This is a genomic window from Photobacterium ganghwense (genome assembly GCF_003025595.1).
Taxonomy (GTDB): domain Bacteria; phylum Pseudomonadota; class Gammaproteobacteria; order Enterobacterales; family Vibrionaceae; genus Photobacterium; species Photobacterium ganghwense.
On record NZ_PYMI01000001.1, the window covers coordinates 82,614 to 98,812 of the forward strand.

Consider the following 16,199-nt stretch of genomic DNA (forward strand, 5'->3'; position numbering starts at 1 on the left):
CGCTGAGGGTTCGCACAAAATGATAATGCATGGCACACTTGAGTTAACTCAGGGATCCAGAACTGGATTGAGAGCGGTAAAAACCGTAAACCGCATGGTTCAGAATACGATCGCCAACTTTTTCTTTGCGAGTTATGATGCCTTCCAGCGTCATCCCTAATCGCTCACACACGGCCCTGCTCGGTATATTGTCTTCGGCAGCAGAAATCTGGACTTTTTCCATCGCCAGTTCACTGAACGCATAATCGATCAGATGTCGGCAGCAACGTGTCATGATGCCCTTACCCTGGCAGGACTCCGCCATCCAATAACCAATCTCGGCTACCTGAAGCGTAGGATTAATGCTGTTGAAGCCCACGTTTCCAATGATCTCGCCGCGGTATTCAATTGCGCAGTTCATGGCAACGCCGTCAGCATATTTGTGCAGCGAACCTGCCACGAACTGCCGAAAATCCTCTTCGGTTGAACACACTGCCGGCCAGGCCAGCCATTGAGAAAGGTACGCTTTGTTCTCCGCCGCCAACTGGACATAGCGGGGAACAAAACGCTGGTGTACCAGACAAAGGTTTATTTCATCATCAAGCTTCCATTTGAACAAAATGCATCTCCTTTCATAACAATATTTTCACGTTATATCAGGGTATTGCATTAATCCAGTGATTTCTTGAACCGCAGTGAAGCTACAATCAGACCGATAACGGTAAAGCCTACCAGCCACACCGCATCGCGCCACAGATCGGCCAGATCGGCCCCTCGTAAAATGATCCCACGGATCAACCGAATGAAATGGGTAGCCGGCAACGCTTCTGAAATCCATTGCGCCGGAATCGGCATGGCTTCATACGGAAAAATAAAGCCGGACAGCAAAATCGATGGTAGCAGGATGAACACTGTCATCTGCATCGCTTGCAACTGGGTTTGCGCCACGGTTGAAATCATCAGGCCCAGTGTCAGGCTGGCGGCGATAAACAGCAGCGTCCCGAGCAATATCTGGCTCAGGGGGCCATTAATCGGTACATCAAAAATGAAATGCCCCAACCCGAGAATGATGGTGACCTGAATCAGACCGACAAAAATATACGGAATAATTTTGGCGATCATCAGCTCCAGCGAATGTACCGGTGTGGTAATTAACAGCTCCAGATTGCCGCGTTCACGCTCGCGCACGATGGCCGCAGAAGTGAAAAGGATCATAGTCATAGTCAGGATCACCCCTAACAACCCCGGCACAATATTAACCGCCGAGCGCCGTTCCGGGTTGAAAAACAAGGCTACTTCAAAAGTTTTGGGCGGCGGTGGCTGATAATTAACCAGCTCTCTGAGCGGCATAGTCTGAAGCTGGAGCAGTGCGGTACTCACCATGGTGTCAGAGCCGTCCACCAGCCACTGACCGACCGTACGCTGTTGTGCCACTCGCTGCGTCAAATCTTTAGGCAGCACCAGCACCCCGCGCACCAGCCCCTGATTAATGGCTTCCTCGGCTTCAGCCACCGTCGGATACCGATGGATCACATGGACCACCTGTGTCGCTTTCACCGATTCGGTGATCATCCGTCCCAGTGCCGATTCACTCTGATCAACGATCGCAATCGGGATATTACGGACATCCGTATTGATGGCGTAACCAAACAACAGCAGCTGAATGAGCGGAATCATGACAACCATGCCAAATGTAATTCTGTCCCGCGACAACTGGCGGATCTCCTTGCTCATGATGGCTTTCATTCGCAGCAGGCTCATCACACAGGCACGCAGAAATGTGACCTTCTCTTCCACTCTCATTGCCGTCCCTCCCCGCCGGTGGAGGTGACAAACACATCTTCCAGACTCGGTCGTGCCAGATTCAATTGTTCAGGACGCAGTTCAGGAAACCGACTGGTCATCCAGGCAATCGGATCTGCCACTTCTTTTCGCACCAGCACCCGCAGTCTTACGCCCAGCTGAGCGGCAGAGCGCACTTCTGCACATTTCAGCAATCGTTCCTTAAGCTGACGGAGCTGACTGGCTTCCACTTCCACCACGTTCACGCCCATTTCCTGCATCAGCCGTTCTGGCGGACCATCGGCCCGCACCACGCCAGATTCCATGATCGCCAGAGCGTGACAGCGTTCAGCTTCATCCATGTAATGGGTCGTCACCAGTATCGTGGTGCCCTGATCGCATAAATCAAACAACTGCTCCCAGAATTCACGCCGATTTTCGGGATCCACCGCAGAGGTCGGTTCATCAAGAAACAGTAGATCCGGCGCATGCATCGTCGCTGCAGCCAGTGCCAGTCGCTGGCGCTGACCACCACTCATTTCTCCGGCGCGCTGTCTGGATCGCTGATCCAGGCCATAGGTCACCATCTGCTCCTGAATACGAATCCGGCGCTGCCGCGCCGGTATGCCATAGATTTCACCGATAAATTGCAGGTTTTCAAATACCGAAAGGTCATCGTACAGCGAGAATTTCTGGGTCATGTAGCCAATACGGCGACGTAACAATTCTGCTTGTCTGGGAATCGACAAGCCAAGAACTTCCACCTCGCCAAAAGTCGAACTGAGCAACCCGGTTAGCATCCGCAATGTCGTCGACTTACCGCACCCGTTCGGACCGAGAAAACCATAAATACTGCCTTTCGGCACCTTCAGGTTCAGCCCTTCAACGGCGGTAAAATCGCCGAACTTTCGGGTCAGTCCGCTGGCTAAGATGGCATAATCACTCATCCGGCATCTCCACCTGCGCCGGCACCCCGGCAGGCAGTGAACGCGCCGAGTCCGGCAGATCAATTTCCGCCAGATACACCAGTCGGGATCGATCCTGCTCATTGAGGGCGTAGTAAGGGGTGAACGCCGGTTCGGTGGCTATCCAGCGAAGCGTGCCACTGAATGGGTCACTGACACCGTCGACATACACGGTCAGGCTATCACCAACGGTCAGTTTCACCCGATACGGCTCTGGCACATACACTCGGGCATACGGTACTGTGTCGGCCTGAATCGCCGCGACAATGGCATTGACGGGCACGCGTTCACCGACATTGTACGGCAGGCTGTCCAACACACCGTTTCGGGTCGCCACTACAGTCAAATCGTCGAGTACCTGCTCCTGCAGGGCAACTTCCGCATGGGCAGCAGCCAGCGCGGCTTCGGCCTGTTTTATATCTTCAGGGCGCTCCCCGCTGGTTAACTTCGCCAGATCTTCTGACGCTGACGCCACATCGGCACGAGCGGCATCCCGCTCTGCCCGGGCTTTGTCTCGCTCGGCGTAACTCAGCAGTTTCTGATCCACCAACCGGTTAACACGCCGGTAATTTTGCTCGGCTTCCCGTAACGTTGCTTTGACGCGTTCAAGACGGGCCGCCGAGGCCGCAATGTCTTCCGGTCGCTCGCCATTTGTCAGTCGCAACAAAAAAGCTTCTGCCTTGGCCTCTTCCGCCCGGGCCCTGGCCAGAATGGCCACTTGCTGCTTGGTGTCCAGTTTGACCAGTACCGCGCCTTGCTGGACGTAATCCCCTTCCGCTACCGGCTGCTCACGGATAATCTCATTGGCTGTTGCGGTCAGAGTGACCCTGTCACGTTCAATCGTTCCCAGTGCCTGCTTTGGTGGCTGACTGTCGCAGCCTGCCAGCGCGATCATCGCGACTCCCAGCCAGATTCCCTTTATTCCCATACGCCAACCGTGCTCTGTTGTCTATTTAGCAAAAAGTGTAGCGGGATTGCCCGTAAATAGAGTGGGTTAGATTCACACTCTGCGCATAAAGAGGTGAATGAAATGTCACTTTTACAACAACCTCTCCGTTCTGCGCATACTTGAAAGGCATCAGAAAGCTGAGAACATGCCACCGCCGTCTGACACAGGTACTCTCGCCATAACCAACTGCCACAAAACATAAAAACGCTAACAAGCGCTTTTTTGCGGGAAAAGATTGTGATACACCATGAGTCACTTTATTATCCCACCGCATAAACGTACCCCTACAGGATTTATTAATGAAAGGTATTCTCTCGATTCAATCCCATGTCGTATATGGCCATGCGGGCAACAGCTCGGCCGTGTTTCCGCTTCAGCGCATGGGCTTTGAAGTCTGGCCGATTCATACCGTTCAGTTTTCTAACCATACCCAGTACAAGGAAGGCTGGACCGGGCGCGCGTTTGATGCGCAGGACATTCACGCATTGGTCAACGGCATGTCTGCCATCGGCCAACTGGCCAATTGCCAGGCCGTGATCAGTGGTTACCAGGGTAGTGCCGAGCAATGTGCCGCGATTGAAGACACCGTCAAGAAAGTAAAAGCTGAGAATCCGGCCGCGCTTTACGTTTGTGACCCTGTGATGGGTGCCCCAGACAAAGGGTGTATTGTGGCTCCTGGTATTGCCGAGCAGCTGATCAACACCCTGATGCCAATGGCAGATATCATCGTCCCGAACCAGTTTGAACTGAGCCAGTTTGCCGGGATGGAAATCACGTCACTGGACGATGCCATTGAGGCGTGCCGTGTTGCGCTGAACAAAGGGCCGAAGATGGTAGTGGTTAAACACCTGCACAGCGTGTCGGACGAGATGTTTTCAATGATGCTGGCAACAGAAGCCGGTTGTTGGCTGGCACAACGCCCTCACCTGCCGTTTGATAAACAACCGGTTGGCGTGGGTGATCTGATTTCAGCCCTGTTCACCGGTCAGTTCCTGGCACAAGGTAATGCCGTGGAAGCTTTCGCTCACTGTAACGATGCGTGCTACGCGGTGCTGAAAGAAACCGCCGCCCGTGGCGAATGGGAACTGCAAACGATCGCGGCACAAAACGAGATCGTGACACCGGCGGAACGTTTTACCCTGCAGGCGCTGTAACCGCTTTTTTCTTGGCTAAACAGTAGCGGTAATAACGCTATCCATCATAATGCCAATCAGCAGCAAAAAGCCCTGCATTACCGCAATGCAGGGCTTTTCATTTAGAGCACAATCACTGTTCCGAGTCAGCAGGTCAGAGCCAACGCCTGACCTGTTGCAGGTATTGTGGATAAGAATCCGGAAAAACTTTTTCCAGCATACGCTCTTCCGGCTTGATCTGAAACTGGGTCAGATACCATGCAAAGCCGACACTCAGCATGATACCTGCCCCACTGGCCAGCCAGCATGACCATGCCAGTAACATCAGTAAAAAGCCCAGATACATAGGGTTGCGGGTCACACGGTACACACCTGATGTCACCAGAGCTGATGAGGCATCCGGAGTCATTGGGTTCACCGTGGTTTGCGCACGTTTGAAACTAACAACACCGCCCCATGCTACGCCAATACCCGACAGCATAAGGATTACAGCCAGCCATTTCCCGCTCGCCATCAGTCCACTGACCGGAGGAACGTACGCCGCAGCAGCGCCTACCGCAATACCAAATACCAGTAACAACACCAAAGGTGGTATACGTAACTCTAATGATTTCATCGTTTATCTGCTTCCATTCTCAAACAACTTGTAACCTTTCTGTATCTTACTTCAGGGCCTTACTTCAGGGCCTTACTTCAGTGCCGAGCTTCAGCACTTTCCGTTTTCTCTGCGCTTTCAGCATTTTTTACTGAAGCTGGGCTGGGTAAGGTCAACCTTTCTTTTTCCCTGGCACGGGTTCTGGCTTTAGCACAGCATGCTCCTCACTGCTCAGAAGGAGCTTCGCAGTATTCCTCAAATGCCTCTGCTGTATTCTCAAAACCGACTTTCTCAGCAAGCTCCCATGGGCGTTCGCACTGCTGGGTTGACTCACACCAGCTATAACCCGCCGAGGCTTTACACCCGTGTTCATCGCTGTCGCCGCCCACTTGATTGTCATCAGCCTTCTCGTTTGAGCTGGTTTCTGCGGCAGCATCCGGTTGACCCGTCGACTCTGGTACATCTTGCTCCGGGGTATTGGCTTGCTCAAGGCCGTTTGCTTGTTCAGGACTGCTGACTTGATCAGCGCCGGGCGCGGGTGATGACTGACTGTCCTGAGCCGGTTCACCGCACCCTGAAAGCATCAATGCCAACGCAAGCCATCCCGCACCATACCATTTCACACCGTTTTTGCTATTCACCTGGTTCATTTCTGACTCCTGAATATTGACCAAATTGCGATGTTAAGACACTGAATCAGTGTAGTTTTATTTTTGAAAAGAAAAAAGCCACTCGTAGCGAGTGGCTTGTTATTATTTTCGTTTAATACGGTTTTTGCGGTTTAGACAATATCCTCGGGAAACCGCAATCAGTAGTGGAACCGATCCAATACCGCGTCCGCAACTTTCTCAGCAATTAACCGGTGTGTACTGGTCGTCGGGTGTGTCACGCCCCAGAACACATAGCTGTCAGAACCGTAGGTCGCGCAGTCATTCCTCAGTGAATGACTCATCAGGTAGTCTTTCGCGGAGTTGCGGTTAATATCCAGACACGAATCCGTGGCATTACGGAAACCAAATTTCTGCGGGTTCGCGGTCAGATCTTCAAACAGACGGTACGTGTCAAACAGTGCCACATTGACCCCTGCCATCTGATACTTCATCACCTCGGCTTTCAGGAAGGTGTTGTACGCTTCGATTTTCTGTTTCACTTTCTGCGCTTCGGCAGGATCCGCATATTTAAACTGCGGTGCTTTCGACGCATCCGGCAGGTTCAGAATGACAATGTGCTGCGCGCCATTGCTGGTCAAGCGATCCATTGCCTTGGTGAAATCACGACTAACGCCTTCAACGGAGCGGTTATAATTCACGAAGTCATTCAACCCGAACTCCATCGTAAACAGCGAGTTTTCCGGTCGGTAATTCTTCGCCATCTTCATGTAGGTCAGATAAGATTCAACCTGATCATGAATCCCGGACAACAGTAAATACTGAGTGTCGCCAGCGGCTCCGCCGACGGCCCAGTTATACATTGGCAAGCCCATTTTTTCTGCCAGGTATTCCGTCCAGACAAAACCGTTTGAAAAATGGCCCAGGAACCAGGTATTGCTGTTCGGGAATGTCCATTGTGACGCGTTGAAGAAATTCCCCGTATCCGAAATGCTGTCACCCAGACTGATCACTTTATTGATTTTCTCTGGCTGGTTCGGCTTATCGTTTGTCCAGAATGTGTGGTTATAGGAATAACGCATATCTGAAGCAGAGAATGTCAGATCCCGGGTGTCATGCTCAACCCCAATGGTCTCTTCACAGCGATCTTTGATGGTTTGCTGCGGTGTGTCCGTGAAGAACATATTCATCAACGACACGGAAGAGTACCAATATCCCGGCACAGTGTAATAGCTGCCGTCCGGATTTTTCGCCCACTCCCACTGTGTGGCAGAATCATCATGGTTGTAATGCGGACGATACCAGCAACGTACATAGGTGTAGGTATTGTCATTCTGCACCTGGCTGATTTGAGCGGCGGTAATTTGCTCGGCACGTACCGGCATTTCAGTGGCCATTATGGCGTCACCGACTGGCCACTCAGCGGCGGACAACAGAGTTGCGGGTAACATTAAAGCGATGGATAAAGCTGTTTTTTTCATTCTTATTTTACGTGACATTCTTGTTTTCCGTGAATAGATATCTTGCCAACATCTAGCCTGGCAACGTGACAGCCTGACCACATAGAAAGCTGGCAGACTGTCAATGGTCATACACGTTTATGGTCGAACGGTGCTGAAATCTGTAAACCGACTGGTATACAGAATCCCAACGGGTTTCTCGGCGGTATCGTCCAGCGTCACAATGGCCGGTTTTGCATCCGAAGCGCCTGCACTGGCATCAATGGCGTTGATCGTACGGTCATGATTGACGGTATACAGAACGTCATTGGCAAAGCTGTTCGGCTCTTGCCAGTACCAAACCTGGCTGTTCGGCGCGTAATCAGCATGACACTGATTGCTCAGGGTCAGCTGACCACCTGCACTGTCGAGACAGTGATCCAGAAACTTAACGCTGCGGTAACGTTGCTCCTGGTCATAAACGAACGACTGCGATGTGGCACCTTCCACACAAGATGTGAACGAGAGCTGTTTGTCTTCTCCCACAGTCAGGCACTGCGCACTGTCCTGGCTCAGATACGTCGATTTGATCGTGACGGCATCAGCCCCCAGGAACCACGGACTGTTCCAGTCAACACTGAGCGTAAACTCATCGTGGTAAGCCAGTTTTTCAAAGTCGCGGTTTTCCTGCCAATCTGGATCAAACGAGGTTTTCTCTTTCCATAACTGACTGCCGGAGGCATAGCGACGACCAATAATCCAGCGGTTGTGGCCAAACAACGCCAGCCCCTGCACCGTGGTTTTCACGCTGATATCTGATGCTCCTTCCACCTCTGGTTTCGCTGCGACTTTGGCAACAAAATCAGGTCGCATCCCACTCACTGCCAGAGGGTTATTCTGCTTCAGCTTGTCAAAGTCCCACGGTTCACCGTATTTATCGTCATAGTCCCAGCACCAGCCATCAGCGGTTCCTAAATCACAGAACCCCTGTTCTGCCGGTACTGCTGAGCCATAACGGTTATTGACGTAACGAATACTGTAACCGTCCGATTTTGTATCGGTGACCAGAGAAAACTCTTTCTTGTTGGTAATGGTGTATTTATCGCGAAACGTGTATTCAATGTCTTTAAGCGGTATCTTTGCCGAAAAACCTAAACCTAATTTAATACTAGTGCTGGTTTCTTTTTCTATTTTTGAATCAACCTGATCCTGCATACGCGGATATAAATCATTAAAATAAATCTGTCCTGATTTCAGTTTTTCTGCATCATGGACAAGAATATCTACATTTACCGAATCGAGATATTCGTTATACACATAACTGGTACTGCTGTTATGGTTCCAGCGGTAATAAATACTGGACCAGTCATTTTCCAGCCCCATATCAATGCCTGCCCCTTCGGCCAGTACTACTTCCACATATTTATCTTTATCACCAGAGCGAGAATAAAAGGGCGACTTACTGTAATAGCGCACTTTATATTTCAGTGTTGCGTTACCATCGCCCTCACGCTCCACTGTAAAACGGCGATGAAGGACAAATTCCATGACATTGCCATTTTCTTCTGCCAGCGCACGTTTGACACGACGAGATGGGGTCTGCTCAGCAGATTGCCCCAGATCATGTTCCAGTTGCTCGACCAGATAATCGATATCCAGGTCATCCAGTAGATATATTTCACGTTTGCGAATCTCACCCGGACGGGTGATCAGTAAATAACGGGTATCAACCCCGATACCGAGCAGGCCCATCGTAAAGTGTTTGCGCTCTGCCTCATCCAGGTGACCGAGGTTCAGAGCCAGATAGTCACAATCCGCGGGAATCATCGTTTCGTTGCCAAACAGATGGCATTCCTGACGGTAGTACGCCGTCGAACTTTGAAACGCGTCTGCCACGGGGTCTGGTAAACCCTTGTTCGCTAATGCTACTTCCGGTGAAACAGAGACAGAATAAGAGGTTTCCGGAATAGCGTCGGTAGACGGAGTTACAGCCAAGGCGGGACCAGCAAAAAAGCCCCCTATCAGTGCGAAGCCAAATGCCGCTTTTTGACCACTCAAGTAACGAGCCGAGTGATGAGGGAGATGATAAAAAGGTTTGTCACGGCCGCGGAGCGTAGCGCTTCGAATAGCCCTGAATAGCGTGTTGTGTATGACCATAGTTATTTCCAAGGTTATTGTTATTCACATTCGTAAGCAGAATGTGGGCGGATTTTATGCTCCGCCGGAATATACAACTACGGGCAATATTCACATTTGAGTGACTGCTGTAAAAATTAGACAGCTTTTCAACATGCAAGCGAAAAAATGCCAACCATGCATTGAAGGGATGATTTATTACCGTCACTTTGGGTCTGATTTATCACTAATCATCAGATTTTTGGTCGAATTTATGACTCATCACAGTAAATCATGTAGTCGATTACACTGTCGATATATCAGTATCCGTTACAGGAAAAAGTGAGTCATTCAAAAAGGACAATGGGTAATTAGGTGAATGAAAAAGGAAGAGATGCCCATAAAGTTAGCCATTTGCTATCTGCTTTCAAGAGCTATCTGTTTTATGAGCCATCCGTTTTATAGCCACGGATGACTGAATTGCAAAATAATGAATCACTTAATAGCTAAATCACAGCCGCAGCCTTCATAGCGATAACACAAAGTGCGTACCAGAACGATATTCGAATCCCAGCCTGATAAAAAATTGTCTGGAGCGCACATTGCCGTCATCAATATCAGCAATTGCTTGCTTGATGCCATAACGAGATGCCAGCGACAACAATGCCGTCACCGCTTCTGACATGTATCCCTGACGCCAGTAATCGGAATGCAACAGGCAGCCGATTTCAGCTTCCGTCCGGCAGTTATTAAACGAATGAATCCCGCATGTTCCAATAACCATGCCTGACCCTTTGAGTGATACGCACCATTCAAAAGATACCCCTTTGCGGTGTAAATTCGCGACACTTTGCAGCATTTGATCGACTGTAGAAATATCGGTGAAAACCGGATCAGCCGCAAACTCCATCACCGCCTTATCGCTGTAAATTGAATATAATGCCTCTCGGTCTTCATTCTGTATGGCTCTTAATATTAACCTTTCGGTGTCGATTATCGGTAATATCATCCCTGCCTGTAATGTCATAGACTCTCCTTCCGATGGAAATTTATTTATGTGACGTCATCCGTTTTATTAAAACTAGATATTCGCAATTTTAGCGCGCTCTTCTGGTGTCGGAATACAATCACTGAATTTTTCATCCAGCCAATGGATGAAAGTATTTTCAAGTTCAGTCGGCGCCGTATCCTGTCGCAATAAAATATAGTTATATCCCGATGGGTTAAAACCAAACGGGGCAATTAAATTTCCCCGTCGAAGATCATCCGCCACAAGCGGGTAAGGCCCCATTGCAGCCCCAAGACCGTCAACCGCCGCCTGAAGCGAAAAATAAAAATGCGCGAATGTTTGCTGACTGTTATTTGCAAATCCTGCGTACCCGGTACGACTTATCCATTCTGACCAGGCTTCAGGCCGTGTTTGGGTGTGCAATAATTTCACCTGTTCGATCTTCTCTTTCATTTCATCCCAGTATCTGGGCGCAAATACCGGCCCCACCCACTCTTCCGTCAGGTGACGTTTCTGATAATCAAACACGACCGGAAAGTCATCCCGACGGATGGCCATCGCAATACCGGACGGACCTAACGTTACCGCGCCTCCCGCCGTTGACAACCGAATGTCAGTTCCGGGGTGTTCAGTATAAAAATCAGATAGCCTTGGCATCAGCCACCGCATCGTTAACGTAGGCTCACAGGAAATATCCAGGCTCTGCTGATTCAAGCCAACCACGGTTTCAACCCCTGCTTCCAACGTAGAGAATGCCTGCCCCGTATATTCAGACAGGGTTTTACCGGCTTCTGTCAGCACCACATGTCTGCCCTGACGTGCGAACAGCGTAAGCCCCAGATAACCCTCCAGCACTTTGATTTGTTTACTGACCGCTCCGTGAGTCAGATTCAACTTCTCTGCCGCTTCCGTAAAACTGCTCGACAGCGCAGCCTGATGAAAAACATAGAACGATTTTAAGTGCCTCACTGTGAATTTTTCTCACACATTGTCCGAAATCTCTTCGATTATAGTCAGCCCTGACATTGGCTACAATCACCCTCAACCTAAACATAAATACGGAGAGCAACATGGATATTTGGGGTCTGGCATTGTTGGGAATATTAATAGTGATCAGTCCAGGAGCGGACTTTGTTCTGGTTTTACAAACCAGTCTCAATGCCGGACGCAAAGCCGGTGTATGGACAGCGCTGGGAATCAGTGTAGCAATCACCCTTCACATCAGCTATTCCATGCTCGGGTTAAGTTACTTTATCTCACAAAACCCGACACTGTTTGCTGCGCTGCGATACCTGGGTGCCGGCTACCTGATTTATCTTGGAGTCAAAGGACTGCTGTCAAAGGGTCAAGCGCTACACATTGAGCGCAGAAAAACTGAGGAACAATCCGGCTTTTATTATTTCCGGCAAGGGCTGCTCTGCAATGCGCTGAACCCTAAAACGATGTTGTTTTTTCTCAGTGTCTTCAGCCAGGTCATGATGATTGACACCACCAGCCAAACCATCCCGATGTTTTATGGTTTATATATGATTGCACTTCACGGTCTCTGGTTTTCAGCTGTGGCCATGTTACTGACCTCTGATGCCTGCCAGTCATTGCTGCTGTCTGCCAAAGATCATATCAATAAACTGTGCAGCGCCGGATTAATTGCGTTTGGGGCATCATTAGGATTGCTTGGCTAACTAAATTCTGACAAACACTCAGGCTAAAAACAGCGCTGTCCAGCGACACCACAACCGTGCCTTGCCATTTTGTGCATTCTCTTGCCATTGTGTGGATAGTTTTGCCATAAGGCATCGAACAAACTCGGTGAGGTTGTCGCTGGACAGACTGGATAAGATTTCGCCACACAAGCCATTGATAATGAATAAAAAACAAACGAGACAGGCTCTATTTACGGTAAAAGTGTGACAAATGTATCAAATTGATTTTTATCTCATTGCTGAGACAGACCATTCAGCACTAGTATCAATCCCGTAGTCAGACAGAACGTTATGCGGACATCGTATAATGGTATTACCTCAGCTTCCCAAGCTGATGACACGGGTTCGATTCCCGTTGTCCGCTCCAAATGTTCACTGACTCATCACTTAAGGTTTTATGCGGTGGTGGCGGAATTGGTAGACGCGCTAGCTTCAGGTGCTAGTGTCCGCAAGGACGTGAGGGTTCAAGTCCCTCCCTCCGCACCAAACCTTGAGATACCTTTCAGATAGCACTTTTCAAAGCTGACATTCTCTGTTTGCGTTCCTCAATCTTTTTAAGATGCATCCTTGCAGCTTTCACTTTCTAGCGTTTCTGCTGTTGAATCATGGTTGCAATACCCACCAAAATGGGTGACGCATACTCATAAAACGCTTTCAACCCAGAGCAAAGGTAGTTAAGCCCAATTTCGCCTTCCGGCGTTTTGATCAACCTGTTTTTCGGGCACTCTCCCCAACACAAATTCAAGTGATCGCACGATAAACAGTAGTCAGGCAAACTATCCCGTTTTGACATGCCAAACGCTTCCTGACGAACAGAAAACACCATGTGATTGAGCTTGTGATCTCGAATGTTACCCAGCTTGTATTCCGGATAGACAAAGTGATCGCACGAATAGACACTACCATCATGTTCAATCGCGAGCGCTTTACCACAAAACTCTGAAGTTACACACAACTGAGAGGGATACCCCATGGTTTGGGCCACGGCAGTTTCAAACAGATTGACCAGTACCCGGCCCAGATCATGATTCACCCACTCTTCAAACACCCCTTTTAGAAAGTTGCCCCAGTCATCCGGGTCAACAGACCAATCGGTAACCACAGACATTGGGTGACCCGGTTTACTCAGTTCTGACCCAACCACTGGCAACATCGATGCATTCCAGAATTGTGGCGCGGTTGTTTTAAATGCATTGGCTTCAACACAAGGCGTAAACTGAATGTAGGTGGCTCCCAACTCTTTTGTCAGGAACCGATAAACTTCAAGCGGAAACTTCGCGTTGTGCCGATTCACAACAGTCAAAGCATTAAATGGCACATCATGTTTTCTCAGGCACTCAACGGCACGCATAACAGCATCAAACGTCGGTTTTCCGCTTTTTGTTACACGGTATTTATCGTGAATCTCTCTAGGGCCATCGATGGATAATCCAACCAGAAAATGATGTTCTTTGAGGAACTGACACCAGGCATCGTTCAGCGCAATTCCGTTTGTCTGCAAGTCATTATGAAGTGTTACGCCTTTTGGCTGGTATTTTTTCTGCAGCGCGACAACGTTGCGAAAGTAGTCAATACCTAACAGCGTTGGCTCACCTCCCTGCCAGGAAAACACGATTTCATTGCCATCATGACTGTTTATATAACTCTGGATAAAGTGTTCGAGGGTTTCATCATCCATACGAGGTTGTCGAGGCTGATGCAATAGCCCCTCTTTATGGAGATAGAAACAGTACTGGCAATCGATGTTGCACTTAGCTCCCCCCGGTTTCGCCATTACATGAAACTGGCGGGCATAGCGTGCTTGTCCTGATGGGTCCTTCTCTGCCGTTTTCAGTGGCACAAGAGACATTCGGGTCGTATCGCTGGTTTGCATACGTCGCATAACATTACACGTCCTGTGACAAATCGCTAATCAATACGCAGAGCCCAATCACAACCCATTCACAAAAAAAATCACAAGTTAGTGCTTGGACTCTGCGTGCAGCATCATGCTACTGCTGTGTCTTTTTCATCGCATCTTCAATGGTTTTAGCCATATCAAATGTTGAGCCACCCTGTACCGGCGGGTATTTCACCAGTGACTCAACGTGTTGCTGAACCATTTCACTGATTGGTGCCAACAGCCACGACACTTTCTGAGTCAGGTGGCCATAGGCATCGATAGAATCATAACTCTCGAACGGGTCCGCTCTCAGGTTATAGACCTTAGGCTTGGCCTGACTAACGAGGTTGTCATAGTAGTGTTCTGCAGTCGCAAAGTGGAATTTCCAAGGGCCAACCCGGACTGCCGATAGCTGACTTTCAAAGTAATAAAAGATAGAAGTGCGGGCGGATTTGTCGCTGGTACCCTGCCAGTAAGTCAGGTTATCAACACCATCAATATATTGCTTTTTCTCATCCATCATTTTCTTGCCGACATCCTTAACACCGGCAGCAGAAGCTAGGGTGGTAAACAAGTCCTGATGCCCCTGAATACCGTTGAGCGTTTTTCCGGCCGGTAAGACTTTCGGCCAACGAACCATCATCGGCACCCGGACACCACCTTCATAAGTCGTCATTTTTTCGCCCCGGAATGGCGTAGTCCCCCCATGAGGCCAGGATGAATGCTCGGGTCCGTTGTCGGTGGTGTAAATGACAATCGTGTTTTCTGCCAGACCCCGTTTTTTCAGCTCATCCAAAATAAAGCCAATATCATCATCATGCTGAAGCATGCCGCTGCCGTAGAAATCATACTCACTGGTGAAATTTTCTGCGGCATAACGCCATTTATCATTGAGGCGGGTATATAGGTGCATTCGGCTGGTGTTAATCCAGGTGAAGAATGGCTTATCGGCTTCAATGGCCTTATCAATGAACGTCAGGGCCGCCGGGATCATTTCGGCGCGGTCGAAGTCTTTCATCCGTTCATTGCCCAGAGGGCCGGTATCGGTACACTTCTGCTTACCAACCACTCCAAAACGCGGATCTTCCGTGGCATCTTCAGCCTCTGTTGCAAAGCAATGCAGTACGCCGCGGGTTCCGAATTTCTTACTGTACTCTTCTATAGAGCCGGAATAGGCTTTCGCGAAATTCTGGTAATCGCGTTGCTCATGCTCTTCCTGGGTGTTGAGGTGATAAAGATTGCCGAAGAACTCATCGAAACCATGCACCGTCGGTAAGGCAAAATTGTGGTCACCCAGATGGTTTTTACCGAACTGACCAGTGGCATATCCCGCCTCTTTCAAGACTTCAGCCAACGTTGGAGACTCTTTCTTGAGCCCCAACGATCCGCCGGGCATCGCCACCGTTGTCATACCTGAACGTATCGGATACTGACCCGTTATAAATGCAGCACGGCCAGCCGTTGAACTCGGCTGCGCATAATGATCGGTAAACTTGAGACCCTCATTGGCAATCCGGTCAATATTCGGGGTGGTATAACCCATCGTCCCCTGACCATAGGCACTCACATTCTGCCAGCCAATATCATCACCAAAGATAACAACAATATTTGGTTTATCCTGCTGCGCCAACACACTCCCCGGCAGCAAGATACCAATAACAGAAGCTAAAGAAGTTAGCCGCGTGGTACTTATGGTCTTCTCCATGTGCTCATCCTTATAGATAAGTAAATGCCAAATGACATACTCAAGCATAGACGCCAATCACAAAGGGGTAGAAGACATGGCATGGTTGGAAAGAAAAATCAGAACCAGATTCAAGAATTCAGGGCTCAATCAGTAAGCCGTACAGCGACAATGACCCGTACTCTTCCTAAAACGGCGGCCGAAGTACTTGCATCAGCAGTCTGGAAATGTGAGGTAATTAACAGCCTTATTTTATTGAATCAACCACTCAAAATAATAATGACAATAATCAATAGAAGCAGAGACGCGTTCCGCTAGCATGATGCAAAACATGGCCAGGTTACTACCCCGGGTTA

14 protein-coding genes and 2 tRNA genes are annotated in these 16,199 nt (G+C 49.4%); 4 read left to right on the plus strand and 12 right to left on the minus strand.

Annotation, left to right across the window (positions count from 1 at the left end; genetic code table 11):
* Positions 1 to 43: 43 nt before the first annotated feature.
* The 4 genes from C9I92_RS00375 to C9I92_RS00390 are packed head-to-tail and all read right to left on the minus strand — an operon-like array spanning position 44 to position 3,654.
* Positions 44 to 598, minus strand: coding sequence for a GNAT family N-acetyltransferase (locus C9I92_RS00375; protein ID WP_047886667.1), 555 nt, complete (start codon positions 596 to 598; stop codon positions 44 to 46).
* Positions 599 to 648: 50 nt separating this feature from the next.
* Complete coding sequence (locus tag C9I92_RS00380) at positions 649 to 1,743, minus strand: ABC transporter permease (protein WP_211263843.1); 1,095 nt, start codon at positions 1,741 to 1,743, stop codon at positions 649 to 651.
* A gap of 35 nt (positions 1,744 to 1,778) precedes the next feature.
* On the minus strand, positions 1,779 to 2,708 hold the full coding sequence (locus C9I92_RS00385) for an ABC transporter ATP-binding protein (protein WP_047886665.1): 930 nt from the start codon (positions 2,706 to 2,708) through the stop codon (positions 1,779 to 1,781).
* Positions 2,701 to 3,654: an HlyD family secretion protein gene (locus tag C9I92_RS00390; protein WP_047886664.1), complete on the minus strand. Its 954-nt coding sequence runs from the start codon at positions 3,652 to 3,654 to the stop codon at positions 2,701 to 2,703. The genes C9I92_RS00385 and C9I92_RS00390 overlap by 8 nt, the downstream gene beginning before the upstream one ends.
* 320 nt (positions 3,655 to 3,974) lie before the next feature.
* Between C9I92_RS00390 and pdxY the strand changes: the two genes are divergently transcribed.
* Positions 3,975 to 4,829, plus strand: coding sequence for a pyridoxal kinase PdxY (gene pdxY / locus C9I92_RS00395; RefSeq protein ID WP_047886663.1), 855 nt, complete (start codon positions 3,975 to 3,977; stop codon positions 4,827 to 4,829).
* A 133-nt stretch (positions 4,830 to 4,962) separates the two neighbouring features.
* On the opposite strand, the gene C9I92_RS00400 is transcribed toward pdxY, so the two are convergent.
* The 6 genes from C9I92_RS00400 to C9I92_RS00425 all read right to left on the minus strand — a co-directional run bounded on the left by C9I92_RS00400 (position 4,963) and on the right by C9I92_RS00425 (position 11,543).
* Positions 4,963 to 5,424 (minus strand): methyltransferase family protein, encoded by a 462-nt coding sequence (locus tag C9I92_RS00400; protein WP_047886662.1) that lies wholly within the window; start codon positions 5,422 to 5,424, stop codon positions 4,963 to 4,965.
* A gap of 203 nt (positions 5,425 to 5,627) precedes the next feature.
* On the minus strand, positions 5,628 to 6,053 hold the full coding sequence (locus C9I92_RS00405; protein WP_047886661.1) for a hypothetical protein: 426 nt from the start codon (positions 6,051 to 6,053) through the stop codon (positions 5,628 to 5,630).
* Positions 6,054 to 6,211: 158 nt separating this feature from the next.
* Positions 6,212 to 7,492, minus strand: coding sequence for an SGNH/GDSL hydrolase family protein (locus C9I92_RS00410; protein WP_047886660.1), 1,281 nt, complete (start codon positions 7,490 to 7,492; stop codon positions 6,212 to 6,214).
* A gap of 117 nt (positions 7,493 to 7,609) precedes the next feature.
* Complete coding sequence (locus C9I92_RS00415) at positions 7,610 to 9,508, minus strand: RICIN domain-containing protein (protein WP_242551806.1); 1,899 nt, start codon at positions 9,506 to 9,508, stop codon at positions 7,610 to 7,612.
* Between the two features lie 583 nt (positions 9,509 to 10,091).
* Positions 10,092 to 10,592: a GNAT family N-acetyltransferase gene (locus C9I92_RS00420; protein ID WP_242551807.1), complete on the minus strand. Its 501-nt coding sequence runs from the start codon at positions 10,590 to 10,592 to the stop codon at positions 10,092 to 10,094.
* 54 nt (positions 10,593 to 10,646) lie between these two features.
* Positions 10,647 to 11,543, minus strand: a complete 897-nt coding sequence (locus C9I92_RS00425; RefSeq protein ID WP_047886659.1) for a LysR family transcriptional regulator — start codon at positions 11,541 to 11,543, stop codon at positions 10,647 to 10,649.
* Positions 11,544 to 11,644: 101 nt separating this feature from the next.
* Between C9I92_RS00425 and C9I92_RS00430 the strand changes: the two genes are divergently transcribed.
* The 3 genes from C9I92_RS00430 (at position 11,645) to C9I92_RS00440 (ending at position 12,763) form a co-directional block, all read left to right on the plus strand.
* On the plus strand, positions 11,645 to 12,256 hold the full coding sequence (locus C9I92_RS00430; RefSeq protein WP_047886658.1) for a LysE family translocator: 612 nt from the start codon (positions 11,645 to 11,647) through the stop codon (positions 12,254 to 12,256).
* 314 nt (positions 12,257 to 12,570) lie between these two features.
* A tRNA-Gly gene (locus C9I92_RS00435) sits at positions 12,571 to 12,644 on the plus strand.
* A gap of 32 nt (positions 12,645 to 12,676) precedes the next feature.
* Positions 12,677 to 12,763 (plus strand) — tRNA-Leu (locus C9I92_RS00440).
* A 97-nt stretch (positions 12,764 to 12,860) separates the two neighbouring features.
* Here the strand turns inward: C9I92_RS00440 and C9I92_RS00445 are convergent.
* Together C9I92_RS00445 and C9I92_RS00450 are read right to left on the minus strand one after the other, a co-directional pair.
* A complete protein-coding gene (locus tag C9I92_RS00445; protein ID WP_207103700.1) occupies positions 12,861 to 14,126 on the minus strand; it encodes an anaerobic sulfatase maturase in 1,266 nt (421 codons plus the stop codon).
* Between the two features lie 142 nt (positions 14,127 to 14,268).
* Positions 14,269 to 15,864 carry an arylsulfatase gene (locus C9I92_RS00450; protein WP_047886656.1) on the minus strand — a complete coding sequence of 532 codons (1,596 nt, stop codon included), beginning with the start codon at positions 15,862 to 15,864 and terminating at the stop codon, positions 14,269 to 14,271.
* Between the last annotated feature and the right edge of the window lie 335 nt (positions 15,865 to 16,199).

What these genes read in the sequence shown, in the direction of transcription:
- C9I92_RS00385 (WP_047886665.1), bottom strand. Translation starts at nt 2,708, where the DNA reads ATGAGTGATTATGCCATCTTAGCCAGCGGACTGACCCGAAAGTTCGGC.
- C9I92_RS00390 (WP_047886664.1), bottom strand. Translation starts at nt 3,654, where the DNA reads ATGGGAATAAAGGGAATCTGGCTGGGAGTCGCGATGATCGCGCTGGCA.
- pdxY (WP_047886663.1), top strand. Translation starts at nt 3,975, where the DNA reads ATGAAAGGTATTCTCTCGATTCAATCCCATGTCGTATATGGCCATGCG.
- C9I92_RS00400 (WP_047886662.1), bottom strand. Translation starts at nt 5,424, where the DNA reads ATGAAATCATTAGAGTTACGTATACCACCTTTGGTGTTGTTACTGGTA.
- C9I92_RS00405 (WP_047886661.1), bottom strand. Translation starts at nt 6,053, where the DNA reads ATGAACCAGGTGAATAGCAAAAACGGTGTGAAATGGTATGGTGCGGGA.
- C9I92_RS00410 (WP_047886660.1), bottom strand. Translation starts at nt 7,492, where the DNA reads ATGAAAAAAACAGCTTTATCCATCGCTTTAATGTTACCCGCAACTCTG.
- C9I92_RS00420 (WP_242551807.1), bottom strand. Translation starts at nt 10,592, where the DNA reads ATGACATTACAGGCAGGGATGATATTACCGATAATCGACACCGAAAGG.
- C9I92_RS00430 (WP_047886658.1), top strand. Translation starts at nt 11,645, where the DNA reads ATGGATATTTGGGGTCTGGCATTGTTGGGAATATTAATAGTGATCAGT.
- C9I92_RS00445 (WP_207103700.1), bottom strand. Translation starts at nt 14,126, where the DNA reads ATGTCTCTTGTGCCACTGAAAACGGCAGAGAAGGACCCATCAGGACAA.
- C9I92_RS00450 (WP_047886656.1), bottom strand. Translation starts at nt 15,864, where the DNA reads ATGGAGAAGACCATAAGTACCACGCGGCTAACTTCTTTAGCTTCTGTT.